This is a genomic window from Psychrobacter luti (assembly GCF_014192115.1).
GTDB classification, from domain to species: Bacteria; Pseudomonadota; Gammaproteobacteria; order Pseudomonadales; family Moraxellaceae; genus Psychrobacter; species Psychrobacter luti.
Map to the genome: position 1 here is coordinate 559,741 of NZ_JACHXL010000001.1, position 25,998 is coordinate 585,738.

General features: G+C 42.9%; 17 protein-coding genes. 13 read left to right on the plus strand and 4 right to left on the minus strand.

Features of this window, described 5'->3' with window-relative positions; translation table 11 throughout:
- Positions 1 to 112: 112 nt before the first annotated feature.
- On the minus strand, positions 113 to 1,522 hold the full coding sequence (gene glnA, locus FHS24_RS02200; RefSeq protein WP_183618357.1) for a type I glutamate--ammonia ligase: 1,410 nt from the start codon (positions 1,520 to 1,522) through the stop codon (positions 113 to 115).
- Between the two features lie 734 nt (positions 1,523 to 2,256).
- Between glnA and FHS24_RS02205 the strand changes: the two genes are divergently transcribed.
- The 5 genes from FHS24_RS02205 (at position 2,257) to FHS24_RS02225 (ending at position 6,835) form a co-directional block, all read left to right on the plus strand.
- Complete coding sequence (locus FHS24_RS02205) at positions 2,257 to 2,880, plus strand: anthranilate synthase component II (RefSeq protein WP_183618359.1); 624 nt, start codon at positions 2,257 to 2,259, stop codon at positions 2,878 to 2,880.
- Positions 2,881 to 2,996: 116 nt separating this feature from the next.
- On the plus strand, positions 2,997 to 4,133 hold the full coding sequence (gene trpD, locus FHS24_RS02210) for an anthranilate phosphoribosyltransferase (RefSeq protein ID WP_183619112.1): 1,137 nt from the start codon (positions 2,997 to 2,999) through the stop codon (positions 4,131 to 4,133).
- 118 nt (positions 4,134 to 4,251) lie between these two features.
- Complete coding sequence (gene trpC / locus FHS24_RS02215; protein ID WP_183618361.1) at positions 4,252 to 5,139, plus strand: indole-3-glycerol phosphate synthase TrpC; 888 nt, start codon at positions 4,252 to 4,254, stop codon at positions 5,137 to 5,139.
- 100 nt (positions 5,140 to 5,239) lie between these two features.
- Entirely contained in the window at positions 5,240 to 5,971 is a 732-nt protein-coding gene (locus FHS24_RS02220) for a Smr/MutS family protein (protein WP_183618363.1), read from the plus strand.
- 231 nt (positions 5,972 to 6,202) lie between these two features.
- Positions 6,203 to 6,835 (plus strand): DNA-3-methyladenine glycosylase family protein, encoded by a 633-nt coding sequence (locus tag FHS24_RS02225; protein ID WP_183618365.1) that lies wholly within the window; start codon positions 6,203 to 6,205, stop codon positions 6,833 to 6,835.
- A gap of 102 nt (positions 6,836 to 6,937) precedes the next feature.
- On the opposite strand, the gene FHS24_RS02230 is transcribed toward FHS24_RS02225, so the two are convergent.
- Positions 6,938 to 8,857, minus strand: coding sequence for a mechanosensitive ion channel family protein (locus FHS24_RS02230; RefSeq protein ID WP_183619114.1), 1,920 nt, complete (start codon positions 8,855 to 8,857; stop codon positions 6,938 to 6,940).
- A gap of 490 nt (positions 8,858 to 9,347) precedes the next feature.
- Between FHS24_RS02230 and FHS24_RS02235 the strand changes: the two genes are divergently transcribed.
- The 8 genes from FHS24_RS02235 to FHS24_RS02270 all read left to right on the plus strand — a co-directional run bounded on the left by FHS24_RS02235 (position 9,348) and on the right by FHS24_RS02270 (position 23,979).
- Positions 9,348 to 11,288, plus strand: a complete 1,941-nt coding sequence (locus FHS24_RS02235; RefSeq protein WP_183618367.1) for a TonB-dependent receptor — start codon at positions 9,348 to 9,350, stop codon at positions 11,286 to 11,288.
- 326 nt (positions 11,289 to 11,614) lie between these two features.
- On the plus strand, positions 11,615 to 13,039 hold the full coding sequence (ahcY, locus tag FHS24_RS02240; RefSeq protein ID WP_183618369.1) for an adenosylhomocysteinase: 1,425 nt from the start codon (positions 11,615 to 11,617) through the stop codon (positions 13,037 to 13,039).
- 13 nt (positions 13,040 to 13,052) lie between these two features.
- Complete coding sequence (locus tag FHS24_RS02245) at positions 13,053 to 13,901, plus strand: methylenetetrahydrofolate reductase (RefSeq protein WP_183618371.1); 849 nt, start codon at positions 13,053 to 13,055, stop codon at positions 13,899 to 13,901.
- Positions 13,902 to 14,166: 265 nt separating this feature from the next.
- Positions 14,167 to 15,039: a 16S rRNA (uracil(1498)-N(3))-methyltransferase gene (locus FHS24_RS02250; RefSeq protein WP_183618373.1), complete on the plus strand. Its 873-nt coding sequence runs from the start codon at positions 14,167 to 14,169 to the stop codon at positions 15,037 to 15,039.
- A gap of 64 nt (positions 15,040 to 15,103) precedes the next feature.
- Complete coding sequence (locus tag FHS24_RS02255; protein ID WP_183618375.1) at positions 15,104 to 16,828, plus strand: bifunctional diguanylate cyclase/phosphodiesterase; 1,725 nt, start codon at positions 15,104 to 15,106, stop codon at positions 16,826 to 16,828.
- Positions 16,829 to 17,178: 350 nt separating this feature from the next.
- The gene (locus FHS24_RS02260; protein WP_183618377.1) at positions 17,179 to 18,972 is read left to right on the plus strand and encodes an acyl-CoA dehydrogenase C-terminal domain-containing protein; all 1,794 of its coding nucleotides are present in this window, start codon (positions 17,179 to 17,181) and stop codon (positions 18,970 to 18,972) included.
- A 298-nt stretch (positions 18,973 to 19,270) separates the two neighbouring features.
- A complete protein-coding gene (locus tag FHS24_RS02265; RefSeq protein ID WP_183618379.1) occupies positions 19,271 to 21,055 on the plus strand; it encodes an acyl-CoA dehydrogenase C-terminal domain-containing protein in 1,785 nt (594 codons plus the stop codon).
- A gap of 443 nt (positions 21,056 to 21,498) precedes the next feature.
- Positions 21,499 to 23,979: a site-specific recombinase gene (locus FHS24_RS02270; protein WP_183618381.1), complete on the plus strand. Its 2,481-nt coding sequence runs from the start codon at positions 21,499 to 21,501 to the stop codon at positions 23,977 to 23,979.
- 118 nt (positions 23,980 to 24,097) lie between these two features.
- Here FHS24_RS02270 and FHS24_RS02275 read toward each other — a convergent pair whose 3' ends face one another.
- Both FHS24_RS02275 and rsmA read right to left on the minus strand, forming a co-directional pair.
- Positions 24,098 to 24,940 (minus strand): symmetrical bis(5'-nucleosyl)-tetraphosphatase, encoded by an 843-nt coding sequence (locus FHS24_RS02275; protein ID WP_183618383.1) that lies wholly within the window; start codon positions 24,938 to 24,940, stop codon positions 24,098 to 24,100.
- A 69-nt stretch (positions 24,941 to 25,009) separates the two neighbouring features.
- On the minus strand, positions 25,010 to 25,873 hold the full coding sequence (rsmA, locus tag FHS24_RS02280; RefSeq protein ID WP_183618384.1) for a 16S rRNA (adenine(1518)-N(6)/adenine(1519)-N(6))-dimethyltransferase RsmA: 864 nt from the start codon (positions 25,871 to 25,873) through the stop codon (positions 25,010 to 25,012).
- Between the last annotated feature and the right edge of the window lie 125 nt (positions 25,874 to 25,998).

The window sequence follows — 25,998 nt, forward strand, 5'->3', positions numbered from 1 at the left end:
ATGACTTCACAGTAAAGTCACCTATTAAACGCGCACGTTAATTGAACAAAAAAAACCAGCTAAGATTTACTTAACTGGTTTATGGTTAAAAGATTAGATTTGAAATAACTGACTAGCAGCTATAGTACAAGTCAAACTCAACTGGATGTACAGTAATGTTGACGCGCTGTACTTCTTCTTGTTTCAGGGCAATATAGGCTTCTAGCATCTCTTTAGTGAAAACATCGCCTTTTAATAAGAACTCATGATCTTCTTTCAACGCTTGTAACGCTACTTCTAAATTTTCAGCTACTGTTGGAATTAGTGCTTCTTCTTCTGGTGGTAAGTCATATAAGTTTTTATCAGCGGCTTCACCTGGATGCATCTTGTTTTGAATACCGTCAAGACCTGCCATCAACAACGCCGCAAACGCTAAGTATGGGTTGGCTGCTGGATCAGGGAAACGTGCTTCAACACGTACCGCTTTTGGGCTACTAACGTGCGGGATACGGATAGACGCTGAACGGTTAGACGCTGAGTATGCAAGTTTGATAGGCGCTTCATAATGTGGCACCAGGCGCTTATAGCTGTTGGTCGACGGATTAGTAATCGCATTCAAGGCACGAGCATGCTTGATAACACCGCCGATAAAGTATAGCGCGGTTTCTGACAAGCCAGCATATTCATCACCTGAGAAAGTATTGACACCGTCTTTTGAGATAGAAATATGCACGTGCATCCCAGAACCATTATCACCGACAACTGGTTTTGGCATAAAGGTTGCGGTTTTGCCAAACTGATGGGCAACGTTATGGACCGCATATTTTAGCTTTTGCACTTCATCTGCTTTACGAACGAGCGTATTAAAGGCAACACCAATCTCTAACTGACAAGGGGCAACTTCATGATGATGAACTTCAATACAACCTTCGCCAATCATATCTTCGATACGATCGCACATCACCGCACGCATGTCTTGTGAGCTATCAACGGGTGGTACTGGTACATAGCCGCCTTTGACGCGCGGACGATGCCCCATGTTGCCCCATTCATAGTCTTTATTGGTTGACCAAGCGGCTTCTTCAGCGACGATTTCATGACTGACGCCAGACATGTTGACCGACCATTTTACTTCGTCAAATACAAAGAACTCAGGCTCAGGACCAAAAAAAGCCGTATCACCAATACCGGTAGATTTTAAGTATTCTTCAGCACGGCGGGCGATAGAGCGTGGGTCACGGTCATAACCTTGTAGCGTTGATGGCTCGATAATGTCACAGGTCACTACTACGGTAACTGCATCAAAGAACGGGTCGATAAACGCCGTCTCTGGATCTGGGCGCAAAATCATATCTGAGGCTTCAATACCTTTCCAACCAGCAATCGATGAGCCATCAAACATCTTGCCATCTTCCATCACTTCTTCGTCAACGCTATGCGCCGGAAAGCTCATGTGATGCTCTTTGCCGCGCGTATCAGTGAAACGAAAATCGACCCATTTGGCATTGGATGATTTGATAAGATCAAGTAGTTTATTCGACATGGATAGTTTCCTTTATGGTTATCATAGTACTGAAATTAAAACTTAGGATTAAAATATTATATTCTAGAAAATCGGTGTTATCAGCGTTATTTACTCAGTATGTCTCTTTACTCTTAACGGTAATTCTCTTAACCGACTACAAGCAGAAGCTATTTTAGCAACATCTGACTCATAATGCTGAACTCTTCAAATGCATATTAATAAATAATGCTACATTGCTTCGTAGCGCATTATCTCGTAACGTTAATTACTTATACTGATTATGGGTGCAACTGCTATGCCAATTCTGAGTACCCCTATAAAAACTTTAATATAATACAAAGTCATAAATTATAATTATTAATAGTAAATACAAATAGTTATGTAAGGAATATTGGCATCTTAGAAAATAGTTTACATGGCAACTACGGTGTTTAACCCTCAAGCATAAAATTATAATATAACGATGGACGCACTATACAGGCGCAGACTCTAGCACTTATCTAGTAAATAACGCACTTTTATGGTGCATTTGTTATGTTTTAGAGGGTGGCTGCGCTACGTTTGATAGATAACAAAATAGTGTTAAGATAACGACGTTTAATATCGCAAGCTCAACGAGCCTTTCGCATTATAAGAATGGCGGCGCTTTATAAACGCGCATAAAAGCTATCCTGACCAAGCATAAAACCGTAAAGTAACTGCCTAGCAATGCGTTGAAGATGCTAAGTTGATAATTCTAAGTTGATAACACAATGATTTTGATGATCGATAATTACGACAGCTTTACCTACAATATTGTACAGTACTTCGGTGAATTGCAGCAGGACATCAGAGTTTGGCATAACGATGAAATCAGTATTGATGAGATTAAAGCACTTGCGCCAGATGCCATTGTTATTGGTCCCGGCCCCTGTGACCCTGACAGCGCCGGTATCTCATTAGAAGTGATTGATACTTTTAAAGGCATTATCCCGATATTAGGTATTTGCTTGGGTCATCAGGCAATCGGCCAAGCATTTGGCGGTAAAGTCGTGAAAGCAAATGAGGTCATGCACGGGCGTTTATCAGCTATTTATCATAACGGACAAGGAGCGTTTGTTAACTTGCCAAATCCAGCCCAGTTTACCCGTTATCACTCGCTAGTGATTGACCAAGCAAGCTTGCCGGAATGCTTTGAGGTCAGCGCTTGGACACAAAATGTGGATGGCAGTATCGACGCCATTATGGGTATTCGCCACCGCGAGTTTGCGATTGAAGGTGTTCAGTTTCATCCTGAGTCAATTTTAAGCGAAGCAGGTTATCAGCTGCTAAATAACTTTTTGCAAACGCATAATCTAGCAGCAATATCGTCAGATGAGTTACCGCAAGTAGGATAACTATTTTAAACAACGTGCTCTATTTTTAACCCCATTAATTTATACGACAATTATAAAAGATAATAATAAGTGAGAATATTATGACCTCTGCCGCTATGCAGGATGAAAAATCAATGATGGAACAAATTAATAAGAGCAATCAAATTAACCAAACCCAGCAAACCGTTGAAGACATCAATCAGCTGTCAGATGAGAGTATTCATAAGCTCCTGACCACTGCTTTGGGTAGAATTTTTCAGCATATTGATTTGACTTTTGATGAGATGTATCAAGTAATGCTCATCATTATGCAAGGTAGATGTAGCGATGCCATGATGGGCGCGATTTTGACTGGTCTGCGTATGAAAGGTGAGTCAATTGACGAGATTACGGCATCAGCGAGTGCCATGCGTGCTTTAGCCGCCAATATCAGCCCAAAAGACTGTCGCTATATGGTCGATATCGTCGGTACAGGCGGCGATGGTGCTAACTTATTTAACGTATCTACAGCCGCAGCATTGGTTGCAGCCGCAGCGGGCGCGCAAGTTGCTAAGCATGGTAACCGCGGCGTTTCGACCAAATCTGGTAGCTCAGATTTACTTGAGCAAGCAGGTATTAGCCTTACGCTGACCCCCGAACAAGCGCAGCAGTGTATTGAAAATCAAGGTATTGGTTTCTTATTTGCGCCCAATCATCATAGTGCGATGCGCTACGCCAACCCAGTACGCCGTGAGCTAAAAGCGCGGACGATTTTTAATATTTTAGGTCCCCTTACCAACCCTGCTGGCACGCCAAATCTTGTCATCGGCGTCTTTACCGCGCAGTTATGTGAGCCTTTGGCAAAAGTGATGAAAAATCTGGGCGCGCGTCATGTGATGGTGGTTGGGGCAAAAGATGGTTTGGACGAAATCAGTCTCGCAACCTCGACCACGGTAGCTGAGTTAAAAGATGGTGAAATCTCTGTCTATGAGATGATGCCAGAAGATGCCGGTGTCGAATCACAAACCTTAATCGGTTTGGATGTTGATTCTCCAGCACAAAGCCTTGAGCTGATTCGTGCCGCTTTATCAGGTGCAGAGACCACCGAACGCGCTGTCTTAAAAGCCCGTGATATGATTGCGTTAAATGCCGGTGCCGCTATTTATACCGCAGGGCTTGCCAGCAACTACCCGAATGGTGTGAGCCGTGCACAAAAAGTTATTCAAAATGGGGATGCTTTAATTAAGCTTGATGACCTGGCCAAATATACCCAGCAATTAGCCACTGAAGCTTGATAAAATTAGATTTAAAAAATACGTGACGCATAATCTTGTTAATTGCTGCTAGTGATGCAACCTTAATTTATTTGCCTAATTGCTACACTAATTTTTTACCAAATAATGGAATATAGCCATGACCGCCAATCTAAAATCAGACACCACTATTCCTTCAGTGTTGCAGCGTATCGTTGCCACCAAACATGAGGAAGTTGTCGCTGCTCGTGCGGCAATATCGCTTGAGACATTAAAATCGCAAGTCGCCGCTGATACACAGCCTCGTCGCGGTTTTGCCAATGCCTTGCGTGCCGCTGATATTGGTATCATTGCTGAGATTAAAAAAGCCTCGCCTTCTAAAGGTATTATCAATCATAATTTTGCACCAGCGCTGTTTGCCAAACAATATGAGCAAGCCGGTGCCAGTTGTTTATCAGTACTCACCGACCGTGATTACTTTCAAGGTGAAGACAGTTATTTAATCCAAGCACGCGAATCTTGCAGCTTACCGATATTGCGCAAAGATTTTATGGTGGATGTATATCAGATTTACCAATCTTACTTGATGGGTGCCGATTGCATCTTGCTGATTATGGCCTGTCTTGACGATACCCAAGTACAAGAACTGCACGCGTTGAGTATCGAGCTTGGTATGGATGTATTGATAGAAGTGCATACGGCAGAAGAGCTTGAACGTGCCCTACAGCTGCCACATTCAGAACACAATATTTACGGTGTCAACAACCGCGATTTAAATACCTTTGATGTGAATTTACAAACGACACTTGAGTTAAAGAACACGCTATTACGTGAGCTTGCCATCGATGATGCGCTTTCTGCTAATCCCAATGACAGCTTAGCACGACCGCTCATCGTAACCGAAAGTGGTATTCACAGCAGCGATGATATCCAAATGATGTTAAGCCATAATATTCAGCACTTTTTAATCGGTGAACAGTTTATGAAGACCGAACATCCTGGACAAGCATTACAATCCTTACTTGCGAGCGTCGCAGCACAGGCGTAAAGTAATTAAAAAAGTAACTGAAGAATCTTAATTTAAGATTAGATAGCTTTAAGATATCTAATAAACACCTCATTCACTAACCAACGATACGTTAACTATTATGTCAAACTCTCTGTTTTCAAAAGAAATGCAAGACCAACTAAAAGAGCTCAAAGGGCAACTGAGTAAGGGTCGCGATACCAACTCAGCAGATGGCGACAATGAAAAGCCAACCGAACCTGTGTCACTGTTGACCCAAAAACAAGTTAAAAAAACGGTCAAGCAATTAGATAGCGAACATATCGACGACGATAAAGTGCTATTTATGCAAGCGATGCATGGCGTCAATCAACTAGAAGATAAAAATGTACGCTCGCCTGCCAATGCTTCAAAAGCTGGCAAACTTGACGCCGCAACGTTATCAAAACGTGCCGCAGCTCAAGGTAGTGAAGCAAGCGACTTGGGCGCAGGCCTGTCAGATATGCAAGCATTACTCAATCCTGTTGCTTCTGAAGCCTATTTGTCTTATAAGCAGCCGACCTTGCAAAACAAAATCTTTGATCAGCTCAAAAAAGGCAAGCTACGTTGGTATGATGCGGTAGATATTCATGGCTGCACCATCGAAGAAGCGCGCATGGCAATGACCCAACTATTAAGCCAAGCCAAGCAAAACAACGAAACCATGGTAAAAATCGTCCATGGTAAAGGTTCTGAGGCCATTTTAAAAACGTGCGTCAATGGTTGGCTACGTCAACTACCAGAAGTATTGGCTTTTTGCTCTGCCCCACCAAAAGATGGCGGTAATGGTGCGGTGTTAGTCTTACTTAAAAAACCTAAAAATGATGGCGAGTAGTTTTTAGTTTTAGCTTAATATCAAAACAGAAGGGACTGCAATTGGCAGTCCTTTTTTATATCAATCAATCGTAGCTTTCTTTGATAAAATCTTTAATGAAAAGCTTTAGGACACAGTTTTAACAATAAGCTTTAAGAGCCAATTTTAATGATAAGTGCTAACAGCCTGCTCTAAACAAACATCTCTATTACTTTTATAACAATACTTTCTCATCGTTTAAGTGATGCTATTATGACCATACAGACCATCGAAAACAGTAGAGAATTACAAGAGCATATAAGTGCTTTGATTGCTATCGAACCTAGATTCGCGCCTGTCTATGAGCAAGTTGGCATGCCGGACTTACGACATAACGCAGGTGGATTTACACAGATAATGAGAGCGATGGTTGGGCAACAGTTATCTGTAGCAGCGGCGGCCAGTATTTGGCAACGCTTGGTTGATAGAGGTTTGACGACGCCGGCAGCGATTCGTGCAGCAACGGACGAGGACTTACGCGCGCAGGGGCTCTCTAAGCAAAAAATTCGTTATACGCGCTCTTTGGTCGAGCACGATATAGATTTTTCCGCTTTAGATACCCTGCCTGACGAAGAAGTTATCAAAACCTTGACCGCGGTTACTGGTATTGGACGCTGGACTGCTGAGATGTATTTGCTGTTCTCATTAAAACGAGCTGATGTACTGGCAGTTGATGATTTAGCGATTAAAGTGGCGGCGATGGACTTGCTAGGTTTAGCAGAGCGCCCAACGCCGAAACAACTAAAAAATTTGACTCAAGATTGGTCTCCACATCGTAGCGCTGCCAGTTTATTGTTATGGCAATACTATGGTTTCTTACGTCAAAAAAACGCCGTACCTTTATAAGCTGCACTTTTATAAGCTATGCCTTTATGACCATCTAACTAAATAGCTCTCTAACGAACAAAACGTGGCGTAAGTTTTTAAGCAAAATTGTCATATGATACGCTAAGGTTGATTCCAGATAGAAAAACCAAATTTTCTTTTGGCACGCTTAAATTTATTTTTCACCAATGCCTTTCTTTTTAGTTGACGCTCTTTATCTAAGTTAATTTTTTTGTGCTTGGCTTCTTTATTTGCTTGAATTGTCGCTACTTTATCATCCTTGCTTTTGTCCGCCTCTTTGCCTAAATCAACCCCATTTTGCTCACCGTCTATATCATCACTGTTATAGATGTCATTGACGTCATGATTAACATCATTCTTATTCTCATCAGTGCTTAAATTATCGTCTACCGCTTCACTACCATTATCCTCGATATCGTTTAACATTTCATGTTCAAGCTCAGCTTGATTGACAATCAGCTGCTGGGTTGGCAAGGCATGCTCGACCTTGTATTTCGCTACTTGTTTTAAAATATCGACGAATAACACGTTTTGTTTGTCATAAAACTCGGTGATCCCATTGGCATTGACGTAAGCTTGCAATTGGATGACGTAACAGTCTTGACGCAGCTCCAAGATATTGACCTGATTCCATTCTTGGTTGGTTAAATAGTGCTCATCTAAAAACGCATCCAAGTCTTTGACCATTTTAAATACCACCTCAATATCAGCAGTACGCTTAAGATATAACTGGTGCAAGAATCGGAACATATCACGCGAGGTAAAGTTTTCAATTTGCATCGATGAAAAATCACCGTTTGGCACAGTAACGATGGTGCGCGACAAGGTACGTACCCGTGATGAACGAATACCAATATCGACAACAGTGCCTTCATAGGTACCAAACTTACAATAATCGCCGATACGGACGGGTGAATCTGCCACCACCACCACACTGCCGACCAAGTTTTCAATCGTTTTTTGCGCACCAAGGGCTAAGGCTAAACCGCCGACCCCCAATGCCGCAATACCTGTGGTCAAGTCAAAACCTAAATTGCCAAAGATGACGATAACGGCAAATATCAATAGCAGTGCTTTGACCACTTTACGCAGCAGCCCCAAGATAGAAACACGTTCCGTATAGTTTTTCTTATAGCTTAAATTGACTGCGCGAGTAAATATCGAATCTATAACGCGTAATAATAACCAAGTGGTCGCCACCCAAGAGGCAATATCAGTAAAGCGATTGACCGGCTCGCGCAGCGTCACTGAGACACCTGCATAAACCATTACCTCAGACAGTATCAGCGCCATAACCACTACTGCCAGTGGCAATATCACATTATTAGGTAAGGGTAATGCCTCGCCACGAATACGCGGATAGGCCAGTTTTAATAAGTGATAGAGCAGCCAAACCAAAATATAAGTGAGTATAAAGCTACTGATAATCATGGTGAGGGCAGCAAACAAATCCGCCATCTGGTACCCAAACAGTTTTTTGCCTTCTAATGAGTCAACGGTATAGCGAGAAACCAACGTCGGCTCATAGTTCTCTATCACCTCTGGTACTGCATCAAGCGTGTCACTCGAAAACTGCCAATACTGCTCCCCTTCCTTAGACACGACCCTTTCTAGCAGCAGCGGTACGCTTTTGTCGCCAACATTAATCACCCCTACGCTTTCTTGGCTCGGTGGTAGCTGATCGGTTAAATTGCCCTCAGGGGTATTGTTAATCTGTAAGTCAGGCTGAAAACGTCCGCCGGCATCGAGCGCTTGCTTGAACTGGCGCACAATGGTGGTTGGATTATCGGATTTGGATAAATTTAAATAATTACTTGCCAACAGATAGTCATTTTCACCTAATGCACCGATAAAGCCTTGTACCGTATGGCGCGGCGTATCGCGACCAAATGAATCTGGTATCGAGGTTTTGGTCGTCTCTTCACTTTGACCGCCCACACCCAGTATGCTGGCTTCGGCGGCAGTCGCACTATGTGGCAAGAGTAAACTTAATATCATCGCAAACAGAAACGCCGTCATCATAAGCGGCGTTTTCGGAGATGAGATTGATGGAGATGGCGCAGTACGAGCACTCAGATAACGCTGAATAGACAAAACAAACCTCTTAGCTTGATAAATATTACAACAAAAAAAATAGATAAAACCTGCCCTATGATAGCAATTATTTATAACGGCAATGCTTTTGATTACGTGTTTTTATCGCGATCTATATTAGGCAATTATATTTTAACGTCTCATATTTGGGCGTTCACTTCTTATCGCCGCTTTATCTATGTAATTTAAGAAACACACCCACTGTATTTTATTAAATTAAATCACTGAAGTGAGTAAATAACCATCTATCATGAAAGCTGCTCAGCTTATAATGAATAAACATTAGGTGAAAGTGGTTTATAAATGAATCGCTTTTATAGATAATGACGCCATGTAATCTATTTATTACTTTTTGTAAATATTAGCATCTCAGCTTTCGCATCTGTAACTTTCTGACTTGATCAATTTGGAATTAAATATGTCTTTATCCCGTTCGTCTTCGACCACCTATCTTCGGTTGTGTATCTTAAGTGCTTTAGGCGTATTTGCTATGAGTGCTACAGCCGCGACTACTGATAGTAGCACTATTGATGATAACGCGCTGCCACAAGTTGAGCTTGATAAAATCGTCGTCACAGCCACACGTACACCGACTAAGACCAGCAATGTTATTGCTCAGACTCGGGTGATTGATAAAGAAGAATTGCAGCGTTATCAGGGTCAGACTGTCACTGATGTATTGAAGAATCAGCCTGGCATTAATATTACACAAAGTGGCGGTATGGGCACAGCCAGTAATTTTTATATGCGCGGCTTTGATAGCAAGCAGGTATTAGTAATTATCGATGGTATCCGCTATAGCTCCATCTCTCTAGGCACACCTCAACTAAATCTATTATCTGCTGATCAAATTGAGCGTATCGAAATTCTATACGGTGCGTCAGGTTCTAGTATTTACGGTTCTGATGCCATGGGCGGGGTCATCCAAATCTTCACCAAAGGCAATAGCGTAGAAAAATCCAATGTTTCTACGACCGTTGGTTATGGCAGTAATGATCATTATCAAGTGGGCGTGACAGGTCAGCTTAAAAATGATACTTCGTCATTGAGCTTAGGTGTCAGTCGCAACGAAACTGACGGTTTCAACGCAATTGCTAATGCCAATTCTTATGATTACAACGTTGACGATGATGGTTTTAAATCTACCAATGCCAGTTTGGGATTACAGCATAGGCTTTCAAACTCGCTAAGCGCTGGACTCAGTGCCTTGTATTCTGACTCAACTACCGACATCGACTCAGCAGGAAATGCTTTCCCGAATGCTTATTCAGATCAAAAAAATGGCAGTGCAAATGCTTACCTTCAATATAAAACGCCTTTGACGGTCAGCAAACTTAGCTACGGACAAAGTATTGATAAATCAACTTCTTATGATGCCAACTCTATTAACTATCAAGAAGGTAGTCAGTTCGATACCACGCAAGAGCAGGCACGCTTAGAGACCAGCATTAACGCGCAACCTGGTACTGTGATTGTTGGCGCAGAATGGTTATCGCAAAAATTAGACGCCTCAGATGTTTTAGTTTATCCGCCTTACCCTGATACCACTCCTCCTGTTCAAACCGCCTATGACCCTGACGACAGAACCGTTAAAAGTGCTTTCGTTGGTTATCAATTGTCAGAGTCTTATTACGACCTGCAAGCCAACTATCGTGTAGATGACAACTCTCAATACGGTAATGAAAGCACTTACAATCTAGGGGCTGCCATACATCCAATGGCAGGTATGAGAATTGGTGCAAACTATGCCACAGGTTTTCGCGCCCCTACTTTTAATGACTTATACTGGCCTGGTTTCAGTAATCCAAACCTGAAACCTGAAAGAACTGAGAACACGGAAGTATTCGTTGAATATGCTAATGACATGCAGACGTCTCGATTGACAGGCTTTCACACAGATGCAGAAGACCTAATTGCGAGTGGTACAAACATCAGTGAAGCAAAAATCAAAGGCTTAAGCTTAACCTCAGACTGGAATATGAATGCCTTTATATTTGGTTTAGGTTACGACTACTTAGATGCGAAGGACAAAACTGCAAATAGCGCCAGCTATGATCAACAGCTTGCCTATCGTCCTAAAAACAGCGGTATGGTTTATATTGGTTATCAGCAACCTACATTCGATGTTCGCCTTGAAGCCAAACATACAGATGATAGATTTACAGCCGAAAATAATAAGCTTGATAGCTACACGTTGCTTAATTTAAGTGGCAGTGCTTATATTACGCCTAAACTTCGTGCTAACTTGCGGGTAGATAATATTACTGACGAAGAATATACTCTTGCCAGCCAATTCGGTAATGAGTACGCCACAGAGGGTACCAGTTATTTCACCTCACTAACTTATAACTGGTTCTAAATTGATTTTAATAGCATAAAAATCCAGTGTTTTACTAATTATAAAAGGTCATCCAACGATGGCCTTTTTTTATGACTTGTCCACTTACCATTTATATCAGCCAATAGGTGACAAATTAACCGCTATCTATTACAATAACCACCCTCCGAGAGGTGTTGCACCATAATATCTGATCTTGCAAATAGGCTTCAAAGCCGCGCTAATCAGTGTTTATGTTAGGCTCGGTAACTGTTGAATAGTCTTTCTCATGATTGTTGGCAGCGCAAATAACGGCACCTGCGTTATTATTCTTTTTATCATACATTAACCACTGATAGGAGCATATTATGGACGCAGTGTCTAACACCCCATCTGCCCATACGATCAACCCCTCTTTCACTGACTATAAAGTCGCCGACATCAGCCTTGCCGATTACGGTCGCCGTGAAATCACTCTAGCCGAAGCCGAAATGCCTGCCCTAATGGGTTTGCGTCGTCGCTACGAAGCGGATCAACCGCTTAAAGGCGCAAAAATCGCTGGCTGTATCCACATGACCATCCAGACTGCCGTTCTTATCGAGACACTCGTCGCGCTAGGTGCTGAAGTACGCTGGACTTCATGTAACATCTTCTCAACTCAAGACCATGCTGCTGCTGCGATTGCTGCTGCTGGTATCTCTGTTTATGCTTGGAAAGGCGAAACAGAAGAAGAGTACGAGTGGTGCTTACGTCAACAAATCCACGTTGGCGGTGAAGCATCAGGTCAGCTGTGGGATGCCAACTTAATCTTAGATGATGGCGGTGATTTAACGGCTTTAATTCATAATGATTACGCTGAGCTTCTTGAAAATATTCATGGTATCTCAGAAGAGACTACTACAGGCGTCCATCGTCTGGTTGAAATGCTCAATAAAGGCACGCTAAAAGTACCGGCTATCAACGTTAACGACGCCGTTACTAAGTCTAAAAATGATAATAAATACGGCTGCCGTCATAGCTTAAATGACGCTATCAAACGTGCAACTGACATGTTCCTTGCCGGTCGTCGCGCTTTAGTAATCGGTTATGGCGATGTAGGTAAAGGCTCTACGCAAAGCTTACGTCAAGAAGGCATGATTGTCCGTGTCTCAGAAGTTGACCCTATCTGTGCTATGCAGGCATGTATGGACGGCTTTGAAGTATTATCACCGTACATCAATGGCGATAACACTGGCGGCGCAGAAAACATCAACACCCGTCTACTCGAAGACACTGACATGATTGTCACCACTACTGGTAACTATCATGTTTGTGATAGACATATGCTAGCTGCATTAAAACCTGGCGCGGTCGTTTGTAACATCGGTCACTTTGATACCGAAATTGACACACAGTTTATGCGTGACAACTGGCGCTGGGTTGAGATCAAGCCACAAGTCCATCAAATCTTCCGCTCAGACGATGAAAATGATTATTTGATTCTGCTTGCTGAAGGTCGTTTGGTGAATTTGGGTAACGCGACTGGTCACCCATCACGTGTAATGGACGGCTCATTTGCTAACCAAGTATTGGCGCAAATGTATCTGTTTGAAGAAAAGTTTGCTGACTTACCAGCAGATAAGCGCACTGACAACTTATACGTCAAAGTCTTACCGAAAAAGCTAGACGAAGAAGTAGCCGCTGCTATGGTTGCTGGCTTTAACGGTACTTTAACGAAGCTGACTGAAAAACAAGCTGAGTATTTGGGTGTGCCTGTTGAAGGTCCATTTAAGCCTGACGCTTATAAATACTAATAGGAATTAGACTGTGACTAAGCCTGCTATCTCATTTGAGTTTTTCCCAGCCAAAACCGAGCAAGGTCATGAAAAGCTACTCAGCACTTATGATGAGTTGAATAAGCTGTCACCTGCGTACTTTTCGGTGACCTACGGTGCGGGCGGTTCAACCCGTAGTCGCACGTTAGACATCGTTCAAGCACTATGCGCTCGTGGTAACACTGATATTGCACCGCATTTGTCTTGTATCGGTGATGATAAAAGTGAAATCGCGGAATTGCTCGATCTCTATAAGAGCTTAGGTATCAAGCGCTTAGTCGCGCTTCGTGGTGATTTGCCATCAGGTCAGGTTGGTATGGGCGAGCTGCCATTTGCGTTAGACTTGGTTAAGTTTATCCGCGAATATTCAGGTGATCACTTCCGTATCGAGGTCGCAGCCTATCCTGAAATGCACCCACAAGCGCGTAGCTTTGAGCTTGATGTTGAAAATTTGGTCAATAAATACCAAGCGGGCGCCAATGCGTCAATCACCCAGTTTTTCTATAACGCTGACAGCTATTTATATCTGCGTGATACCTTAGAGAAGCGTGGTATAGACACGATTGCTCAACCTTTAGTCGCTGGCATTATGCCGATTACCAACTCTAGCAATTTGGTGCGCTTTGCCGATAGCTGTGGCGCTGATATTCCGCGTTATGTGCGTAAGCGCTTAACTGATTTTGGCGATGACCGTACCGCTATTCGCGAGTTCGGCTTTGATGTTGTCTATCGTCTTTGTGAGCGTTTAATTAGTGAGGGTGTACCTGCCATGCATTTTTATAGCATGAATAAGGTTGAGCCGAACAAGCGCTTGATCGAAGCGCTGGGCTTAACAGCCTAGCCCTTTATCGAATATACTGCTTAATGACTGGCGTTCCTAGGAGCGCCAGTTTTTTATTGCTATTTTTTTTATCAAATGTTAAATGATTGGCTCTATAAATAGGAGCTATAACATAGCTAACCATTAAAGTAAGCATATGAGTACAACAATATAGTCATTAGAAAATATAAACGACATAAGTGCCTATGATGCTTTAGCCATATCGACAATATTCTGCTAATATGTTTCAAAATAATATATTATTAAATTATAGGAATAAGCGACTGTGCGACGTTTTTTTTATGCCATCAACGATGATAACAACCCATCAGAAACCAACTACTCTAAACTTAGCACCTTGCCTATCGGTGCCAGTGTCGAATTAACCGAAAGCATCATCCATCATTGGTGTCGTGTATTGCGTGCTAATATTGGTGATAAAGGGATTTTATTTGACGGTTTTGGCGGTGAATATCAGGTACAGCTGCAAACTATCAGTAAAAAACACGCCACTGTGACGTTATTGGCGCACATAGAAACTGACCGCAATGCTGCTGTATTGACGAAAATCGGGCTGGTAATGAGTCGTGGCGAAAGAATGGATTATGCCATACAAAAATCCACTGAACTTGGCGTTACCGCTATTCAGTTGCTTAGCAGTCATCATGGGGAGGTCAATCTAAAACCTGCCCAAGTGGAGAAAAAATTGACACAGTGGCAGCAAGTCGCCATTGCTGCTTGTGAGCAATGCGGTCTTAACCGTCCACCGCTTATTATTGCCCCATTATCGATTGATGACTGGCTATTAAATGTAGCAGCTAGCGAAAAAGAAATGGTCGTCAGCCCTATGGTAGCTGAGCTGAGCCAAGATTCTTATTATCAAGTACTACAGCAGCCCGCAGATTTGCGCTTGCAACTGAGTGTGCCAGCAGCAGGGCAGCCCCTGATGCCTGAGGCGCTGCCCATCGTCCTAAAACAGCACGCGCCTTATATCGAATTATTAATCGGACCTGAAGGCGGACTCAGCGCTGATGAATGTACGCAAGCTGCGGATGTTGGTTTTGTACCTTGGCAAATTGGCCCAAGGGTTCTGCGTACTGAAACCGCGCCCGTGGTTGCATTGTCTGCATTGGCGACCCTGCATAATTTAAGTCAATAGTGGCTACATTAGTCACTATTACTAAGCTCCATTTATTATTTAATTTTGATGTCATGAGTCCATTATGAGCGCTTTCACCCCTATGCCAATATCAGATAAACAGCAACTATTGGTCAAATTGTGCGAGCAATTTGAAGACGCCATATTCATATTGGACGAAAAATTACGCTATTTATCCGTCAATGCTAACTATGAGATGCTGCTTGGCTATACAGAAAAATTTTTGCTTGGACGTCCGCTTGGAATATACGCTGCTGAATTTTTGTCAGAAGATGAACAAGCGGTGCTCAAAAACCTAATTAACAGTTTAGACAGCACAGGCTTTTGTGAAATTGATTTTTCCATGGCAAACCGCTACGGGCAAGTCATTGACTGCCATATCATCTATCGCAAAATTTATTTAGAAGATACCCCTTATTACGTCGGCACCATCCGTGATATGGCGACGCTTGCTAAAAACAGAAAAAAAGTGGTGCACCTGCTGAATTACGACCAGCTGACCGGACTACCAAACCGTAAAGTTTTTTTAAGTCAAACCAGCGAATTGTTGTTAGACAGCTATCAAGAAGTGGTGGTCGTGCGTTTTAACATTGACCGTTATCGCAATCTTGCCAGTCTATTGGGACCGGATGCAATAAACACCTTGGTAGAAAACTTTGTCTTACGTATTACCGAGCTGGAGCTTGATAATCTACGCTGTTTTTCCCATTTTGGCGGTGACGACTTTGCCTTATTGTTTGAATGTAATGATGCCAATATGGTGCGCCATCAGTTAGACAGCTTAATGCAAATGTGCGAGCGCCCTTTCTTTTTAAATGGTAACACGGCAAAAGGCACTGAGGTTTATTGCCATATTTCTGTCGGGGTAAGCTATTTTCCTGAAAACGGCAATGAGTTTATCGGCCTGTTGACCAAAGCTGAAAAAGCCTTGAATTATGTCAAGCAGCAGGGTGGCGATGACGTGTTTTGGTATCATAAAGCCATTAATGAGCACAATGCACATAATATACAGTTAGAATCTGAGCTGAGAGCTGCCACCAATGAAGGGCAATTTGTGCCCTATTATCAACCCAAATTCGCCTTAGACACAGGTATGATTACCGGTTTTGAGGCCCTAGTACGCTGGCAACACCCTACCCGTGGTTTGCTAAAACCCATTGATTTTATTGATGCCATTATTTCTCATAAACTGTCGCTTGAGCTATTTTCGCAAATGGCGGTTCAAATCGCCGAGCAGTTAACCATTTGGCAAGGTTTAGGCTTTGATCAACACATCTGTATCAATGCGGATGCGGCGGAGTTCAGCAATCCTGATTTTTTTGATTTGGTCAGTAACTTGCTAATTGAGCATGATGTTGCTGCCAACCAACTGCACATTGAAGTGACGGAATCTTCTTTGATACAGCGCCATGCAAATGTTAAAAAGCAGCTTAACTTACTCAAGAAGCTCGGCATATGTCTAGCACTTGATGACTTTGGTACCGGTTATGCCTCATTGAGTTACTTGCAAGAATACCCCTTTGACTTTATTAAAATCGATAAAAGCTTTATCTCTAAAATCACAGATGACCGTACACAGCGCGCGATTGTCAAAGCGATTTTGGATTTAGCGGAGGCGCTTGATATGCAGGTTATCGCCGAGGGCATCGAAAACGAGCAGCAACGTGACTTACTACTCAGCATGGGTTGTCAGTATGGTCAAGGTTATTGGTTTGGCAAACCTATGACGGCTGAGCAAGCAACCCAGATGTTAACGCAGCAACATTTGTCCAAAAGCAACCCTTCTTAATCCTGTCTAATAAAAGTAGATTGATAGCATTTTCATAGAGTTATTGCGATTCGTTTTATTCTGTAAGGTCGATGATATATAGGATGCAAGACAGGTTGATGACTTATCAGTATTGTCACCAAACTTGTATATTTGCCAGTGAACGCCTATCTTTTACCAGGAATTTACAAATACAGTCATAATTCTTTTTACTCTTCTCAATCTATTTCATATGATCGGTGTCATTGTTTGTTATTTATGCAAACAGATTTCATATCAGTAATATGCGAGTGACTCAGACTTAAATAATCATAGTCAATGATAGTCGCCGCCTTACTGCCGGTCGCACCTTAAAAAAAGGACAGGAAGTTATGCAATATAAAGCGCCTCTACGTGATATCCAATTCGTGATGCATGAGTTACTTGACAGCGAAAGTCACTACAAAACCTTGCCTGCGTTCCAAGAAGCGGATCGTGAGTTGATGGATAGCCTGTTTGAGATGGCGGCAAGCTTTGCTGAAAATGAGCTGTCACCGTTAAACCAAAGCGGCGATGCTGAAGGCTGTCAGTTTGACAATGGCACTGTCACCACGCCAAAAGGTTTTAAAGAAGCGTATAAAGCCTATTGTGAGCTTGGCTTCCCAGCCTTGTCTGCTGAAGAAGAGTTCGGTGGTCAGAACATGCCGTTCTCCTTATCAACGGTTATCAATGAGATGGTTGGTACAGCGAACTGGTCGTTTTCTATGTACCCTGGCCTATCGCATGGCGCTATCCAAACTATCGAACACCATGGTACGGATGAGCAAAAGCAAACCTACCTAGAAAAAATGGTCAGCGGCGAATGGTCAGGCACCATGTGTTTAACTGAAGCACATGCGGGTTCTGACTTGGGTATTATCCGCACCAAAGCCGTACCTAACGATGACGGCAGTTATAGCATCACCGGTCAGAAAATCTTTATCTCAGCCGGTGAACACGACTTAACCGACAATATTATCCATATTTGTTTGGCTCGCCTACCAGGCGCACCTGCTGGCACCAAAGGCATCTCGTTGTTCATCGTTCCTAAGATATTAGTTAACGAAGACAACAGCTTAGGCGAAAAAAATAACGTCGTTTGTGGTTCTATCGAGCACAAAATGGGTATCAAAGCCTCAGCAACTTGTGTGATGAACTTCGATGGCGCAAAAGGTTACCTAATTGGCCCTGAAAACCGTGGTCTACAGTGCATGTTTACCTTTATGAACGTGGCCCGTATCGGTACAGCAGTTCAAGGTTTAACGGCTGCGGAATACGCGTTCCAAGGCTCGTTAACTTATGCTAAAGACCGTCTAGCGATGCGCTCACTATCAGGTGCTAAAGCACCAGAAAAAGTCGCTGACCCTATCATTGTTCATCCAGCCGTTCGTAACATGCTATTGACCGAAAAAGCCTTTGCAGAAGGCGGTCGCGCCCTAGTTTATTACCTCTCACATTTTGCAGATACCGTGGCAAAAGGCGAAGGCGATAATCTGAAATTTGCTGACCAAATGCTGTCATTATTGACGCCGATTGCTAAAGCATTCTTGACTGAAACTGGCCTAGAAGCCGCCAACCATGGCGTGCAAGTTTATGGTGGTCATGGCTTTATCAGCGAATGGGGCATGGAGCAAAACGTCCGTGATACGCGTATTGCTTGTTTATACGAAGGCACCACTGAAATCCAAGCGCTTGATCTACTAGGTCGTAAAGTATTGGGTTCACAAGGTAAACTGCTTGCCAACTTTATCAAAATCATTCAAAAATTCTGTGAAGAAAATAAAGAAAATGACGCGATGGGCCAGTTTATCCGCCCTCTTGCCAAGCATCTTAAAGAATGGAGCGACTTAACTGCCCGTATCGGCATGCAAGCGACTGAAAACCCTGATGCAGTTGGCGGCGCGGCTGTTGATTACTTATACTTCAGCGGTTATGTGACCCTAGCTTACTTATGGGCGCGTATGGCATTAGTTGCGCAAACTGAAATCGCTAATGGTAGCAGCGAGCAAGCATTCTATGATGCTAAAGTAAAAACCGCACAATTCTACTATGCTAAGCTATTGCCACGTACCACCACTCACGTACAGCGTATCAGCACTGGTGTTGAGCCGTACATGACGATGGACGTTGATCAATTTGCGTTTTAATAAATAAAACTTTGCAAATTTCGCTAGTATAGTATGGATTTTAAGATACAGCTCCTATCGGCAACATGCCCAAGTATGTTGCCGATTTTCTTAATATAAATTTAGGGAATGACGCTGCTAAAACAACAGCTTTGCCAAATAATCACTATTTTTGGTGTACGCATAATTCACGAACAAATACACCTGTTCACACACTAATTTGCTAAACTTTAGCTATCTATGGTTAAGCGATACTCAAAAGAACAACTTGATATCCTCACTCCACTTACTTTTATTCATTTGAACCAAAGGAATGTTTATGGCTGTTTATAATGCCCCTCTTAATGACATGCGCTTTATTTTAACTGACGTTTTTAAAGCTCATGAATTTTGGCAAAATAACGAAAACCTCGCTCATGTCGACATGGAAACGGTCGATATGATTTTGGAAGAAATGGCAAAGCTGTCAAAAAACGTTTTATTACCTATTAACCGTAGCGGTGACGAAGAAGGCGCTACCTTTGAAGGTAATGGTGTTGTTACCACCCCTACTGGCTTCAAAGAAGCTTATAAGCAGTATGCAGAATCTGGCTGGGTTGGCTTAAGCGGTAATTCTGAATACGGCGGTCAAGGTTTTCCAAAAATGGTCACTATGTTGACCGAAGAGATGGTATTCACGGCCAATCAGTCATTTGCTCTATATCCAAACCTAACTGTTGGCGCGACGCTTTGCCTAAATGCGGCAGCGTCTGAAGAGCAAAAGCAAACCTATCTAGAAAAAATGTATAACGGTGAATGGGCTGGTACCATGTGCTTGACCGAGCCGCATGCTGGTACTGACTTGGGTATTATTAAGACCAAAGCTGTGCCTAACGATGATGGCAGTTATGATATTTCTGGTACCAAAATCTTTATCACTGGCGGTGAGCATGACCTGACTGACAATATCATTCATTTGGTATTGGCAAAAACCCCGAATGCGCCAGAAGGCTCAAAAGGCATTTCACTATTTGTAGTACCAAAATTCTTGGTTAATGAAGATGGTAGCTTAGGCGAACGCAATACCTTGGCAGTAGGCTCTATTGAACATAAAATGGGTATCAAAGCCTCTGCTACTTGTGTAATGAACTTTGACAACGCCAAAGGTTGGATGGTTGGTGCTGAGAATACTGGTCTGTCTTCAATGTTCATTATGATGAACTATGAGCGTGTGACTATGGGTCTTCAAGGCCTAGGTGGTTCTGAGCTTGCTTATCAAAACGCTGCTTTATACGCTAATGACCGGGGTCAAGGCCGTAGCGATACCCAAATTCAAAGCCCAGAAAAACCTGCGGACGCCATCATTCATCATGCCGATGTACGCCGCATGCTGTTAAATGCTAAAGCCAATACTGAAGCGTCACGTTGCTTTGCTATGTATGTTGCTAAAAATCTGGATGCAGAGAAATTTAGTACCGATCCTGAAGCCGCTCAAGCAGCAGCCGCACGCGTTGCCCTACTGACGCCAGTTGCTAAAGCTTTCTTGACCGACAAAGCATTAGAGGCGACCATTGATTGCCAGCAAGTATTTGGCGGCCACGGCTATATCCGCGAATGGGGTATGGAGCAAATCGTTCGTGATACGCGTATCGCGCAGATTTACGAAGGCACCAACGGTATTCAAGCGCTTGATCTACTAGGTCGTAAAGTGGCGAAAAATAATGGCAAATATGTCACTCATTTCTTGGGTGAGATTCGTGATTTTGTCAATAACATGCAAGCGGATCATGGTATCAAGCAAGCAACGCTAGATGCTGCCGATACTATCGAAGAGCTTACTACCACTGTGCTTAGCAATATCGGCGCGCGTAAGAGCGAAATCAACGGCTGTGCGGTTGACTACATGCATGCCTTTGGTTATCTTGCCTACTCGTATATGTTTGCATTAATGGTCGAAGCCGCTAACGGTAAAGAAGGTGATTTCTATACCAATAAAGCCAAGCTTGCCGATTATTTCGTTGGTCGTATCTTGCCACGCATCGATGCTCATGCACAGATGGTTAAAGCCGGCAGCGATCCAATGATGAACTTTGAGCTAAATTACTTTGATGTTCCTGCTAGCTAATTTTTTACTTTTATAATAAAGTAAGCCTACCGCACTATGATAAAAGGGACAGTTACGCTACTGTCCCTTTTTTTGCCAAAAATATCGTCCCGGTAATTAAAAAAACCTTAAAACAATCAAAGCAATAATCGAAACTATAGCTTATACAATACTCGACAGAATGAGCGGCACAATCTACAGCACAATAACTGCTAACAAAATAATTAACCGCCCACGTGTCGTTACGATTAAAATAACGCAACGCCAAACGCATTGCGCTTAATAAGAATATTCCTGATACCTATAAATCAATACACTCTAAATTTATACCCTGCAAATTATGAGCGGTAAATTCATAAGGGCATATATCGCAACAATGATAATTACAACAAGCACTAGAAAAAATATTGTTGCACATACTGAATAATAACAATGATTGAAATAACCACCATAAGGGATGCGATGTGTCAGAGATAAAACACATTTTACAACAGATTACTGCCTTAAGTGATGTGCCAGATCCTGCGGTACTCAAGCGCTTAATCGATGAGCTACGAGTGAGTGATAAAGAGCCCGCTTTAGCCAATCAGAATATTCAAGAGTTGATTGATGTCATACGTCAACATCCAGAATATGGCGACGGGCTATCAAGTTTCGTCTTAAAACTTATTATTGAATATCGTCAAATTGCTTTATATACCGATACTGGCATCATGTCAGATCAAGGTTTCTTTATCAGCTTGCGCCGTCTGATTGGCCATCGTTTTTTACCACTGTTACCACAAGAAGATTCCGTCGTAGAATTGGTCGGTTATTTGTTTGATAGACGCTCTGATGAGCACTGGCTTGCCAATATTGACAAAGACAAATGGGATGAGCTGGTCGGGCTCCTCAAAGTCAATGAGCAGCATTTAAACTTAGTTGCAACGGCAAAGAACAGCATCTTAAACGCGATTATCATTTTATCGTATCGTATCAGCGGCATTGGTTTGCATCCAGATTTGATGGAATTTTATCCGCAAATGCTGAATTATTCAGCGTCATTTGTGGCACAAAATCAGGAAGCGGTCTTGTATGTCAATCAATACCGAGAAGCACATGAGCTTGACACCTTAACCGATATCATTCCTGAAAAAGCCGTGGATCCAGCACCATTATTGGTCATGATTGAACAATGTGAAGATATCGTTGCCACCATACGTAAGCGCATTTATAAAACCGGTATCTCTATCCGCCTAACCAATATGATGCTGCGTTTGGATCAAAGCCTGCAGCGCATGCGGATTCTAACTGAGCTGGTGGCAGACAACTATGATAAGCGTGATCAAGCCATCATTGAGTTGATTCAAGCGCTGATTACCACCGCCAGCCGCCGCTATAGTATTGGCTATTTGATTGATAATAACACCAAGCTGCTGTCGCGTAAAGTCACCGAAAACGCCAGTCGCGTCGGTGAGCATTATATTAGTACCGATAAATCTGGTTATCAGAAGATGTTTAAAAAAGCCTCTATCGGTGGTTTTATCATTGCTTTTATGGCGACCACTAAGATATTGGCATACCATCTAGCGCTTGCACCGATGGGACGCGCCTTTATCAATAGCATGATTTATGGTTTGGGCTTTGTGTTTATTCATATCGTCCATGGTACGGTCGCGACCAAGCAGCCCGCTATGACTGCAGCAGCAATCGCCTCTACCATATCCGACGGTTCTGGCAAAAAATCACACCAGTTAAATAAGTTATCAGAATTGGTGGTCGATATTTTACGTACCCAGTTTGTCGCGATTATGGGTAACGTCATGGTAGCAATACCAGTTGCGCTGATTATCTCTTTTGCTTGGCTACATTATACCGGTGCACCAATGATCAATACCGATAAGGCTGCGCACTTATTGCATGATCTTGACCCGTTTCATTCACTGGCGCTCCCCCATGCTGCTATCGCTGGCGTGTATTTATTCTTATCCGGTCTTATCGCTGGCTACTATGATAATTTGGCGGTTTATAACCAAATTGGTGCTCGTATTCAGCGGCATAAACTATTGCAATATCTATTACCAAAAGCTTGGTTACAGCGTTTAGGCGGCTTTATAGAAGCCAACCTCGGCGCTATTATGGGAAACTTCTTATTCGGAGTATTCTTAGGCAGTACCGCAACCATCGGTTTCTTATTTGGCTTACCAATTGATATCCGCCATATTGCTTTTGCCTCGGCGAATCTAGCACATGGATTGTTTAATATATCAGCCAACCAATGGGATTGGCAGATTGTATTCATCTCCATCTTGGGCGTTGCCCTTATCGGTATGGTCAACTTAATGGTAAGCTTTTCGCTGGCCTTATTTGTGGCATTACGCTCTAAAGAAGTCAAATTCATGGAGTGGAGCCGTTTAACCAAGCAACTCTTTAGTCACCTGCTCACCCATCCTTCTGACTTTATCTGGCCGCGCGATAAGCCCATGAAGTACGCTCGCATCGACAGTCAAGGACATATGATTTTTGATGATACCAGCACTCATAAGGGCGGGCAGCCCATACATAACAATTATGTTGTGCGCCGTTTGTCTGATGTCAAAATTCTGCCTAAATCTAAACAAAAAAGCATGCAAAATGAGCAGGCTGTTATCGATATAGATTACGATAACAATATATCAAATGGTGACCTTGACGCGGCGATTACGAGTCGTGAAGCTCACAGCACCACCAATCATGTCAGCACTAATAAAACCATTGACCTCGATGATGGACTGGTAGATGCGGAGCTAAACAGCGTTCCTTATAGCAATGATATTCAATACGATAAAGCGCATAATGCATTGAACGAAGACCATGAGGCAAGTACTCAGCATACCAACGATGATAGCAATCCTGAGAGTAAAGCTGCGGGCGATGCCAAAACGCCACTACCTAAACCAAAAAAACCACCAAACCTACCCAGCTAATGGGACGGTTTTGGTGGTTTAGACAATCTTTTAAATGAAAACTTGAATTGTTAACTGAGTATTTTTTTTGAGATAACTATCTAAAAAGAACACCCCCTTTTAAGCTATATAACTAAGATTATGATTCTGGCAGTAAGCAATGCGCGCTTGAGGTGATGGTTTTGCCATCGCCCAAGCGATAAGCCAATAGATGATTACCCCAAACACAGCCACCATCAAGTGCACGCGCATACGGCAAATCAACCTCAGCTTTAAGCGCTGCCCAATGACCAAACAAAATCTTGCGCGTGCGCGGTACTTGCCATTCAAACCAAGGTAAAAACCCTTTTGGCATCGGCTCTTCTAACCCTGCTGCAAAACTAAATTCAAGCATACCATCTTGTTTACATAAGCGCATACGCGTGAAGTAATTGGTAATTGCGCGCATTTTGGTAAAACCATTAATACCGGCATGCCACTCATCGGCTGTTTTGCTATATAGATTAGGCAATAAACAATCCAACTGTTTTAAACTGCCTCGTAGCTGCGTCTCTAATTGCCGCGCATAGTTTGCTGCCGCCTCAATCGTCCAATGCGGTGGAATGCCAGCATGTACCAATACCGTCTGCTCATCAGGATAAGCCAGTAGCGGTTGATAACGTAGCCATTCAAGCAAGTCATCGCAATCATCAGCCGCGAAGATAGGCGCTGTTTTGTCTTTTTTCTTGAGCGGCGTCGCACCGCGCCAAACCGCAATTAAATTGATATCGTGATTGCCCAATACCGTTGCCGCAGCCCCTTGTTCACATAGCGCTTTCACATGACGCAAGGTGCTTAACGAGTCTTCACCACGTGCCACCAAATCACCTGCAAACCATAGCTTGTCTTGCGCAGGGTCAAAATCCAAGGTTTCAAGTAAATGCAGGTATGCCGCATAGCAACCTTGTAAGTCACCGATAACATACTGATGGCGAAAACTCATAAACCCTCTATACTTTTATGTGGTGTTTTTAGATGAAATTTTTTGTCAATGAAGCGGCAACAGATTCATTTAAACCTCTATTTTGCGTGCTTGATTGCTCAGATTGACAAAATCTTTCACACTTAATACTTCAGGACGCGCTTGTGGGTCGATGGCGCAAGCTGCGAAATCTTCTTCACTTAGCGTTGGTAATAGCGTTGATTTCTTAAAGATAGCACGCAATGTTTTACGGCGATGATTAAAGGTTTCGCGTACCACCAGTGCAAAATACTCTTCGTCTTCTGCGACGACTGGCTTAGTAATATGCGGTGTCAGGCGAAAAACCGCACTGGTGACTTTTGGTGGCGGGTTAAAAGCACCGCGCGGTACGGTTAGTAGATAATCCGTATGGCAGTGATATTGCATAATGACAGATAAGCGACCATAGGTTTTGCTACCAACATCAGCCGTAATACGCTCGACCACTTCTTTTTGTAGCATAAAGTGCATGTCTTGAATCACATCGGCATAACTAAGCAAATGAAATAAGATAGGCGTAGAAATATTATAAGGCAGATTACCGACCACGCGGAGCTTGCCACGCTCAAGGCTATACAGCTCACGATAATCAACATGCATGGCATTGTCTTTGATAATCGTAAAGTTCGGATGGCTATTAGCACCAATACGAATACGTAAACTATCTGCCAAGTCACGATCCAATTCTACTACTGTCATCGCATCCACTTCTGCCAATAGCGGCTCAGTCAGCGCGCCCATACCCGGCCCAATTTCAATCAAATTATCATCGCGCTCTAAGCGAATGCTCTCAACAATCTCACGGATAACACTACGGTCATGTAAGAAGTTTTGACCAAAACGCTTACGCGGTTGGTGTTTGGCAGCGCGTAGGCTGTTAGAAATAGATTGAGCATCAAACGTAGTTTTGGACATAAAAAAGGTCTTAATCGATAAAAGATAAATGGGCTATAGCGCTATGGCAGCAATGTGCTGGATTTATATGCGCTTTTATTTGCTGGCTTTGTAATAAGAAATTATACCACAGCTCATAATTGCAC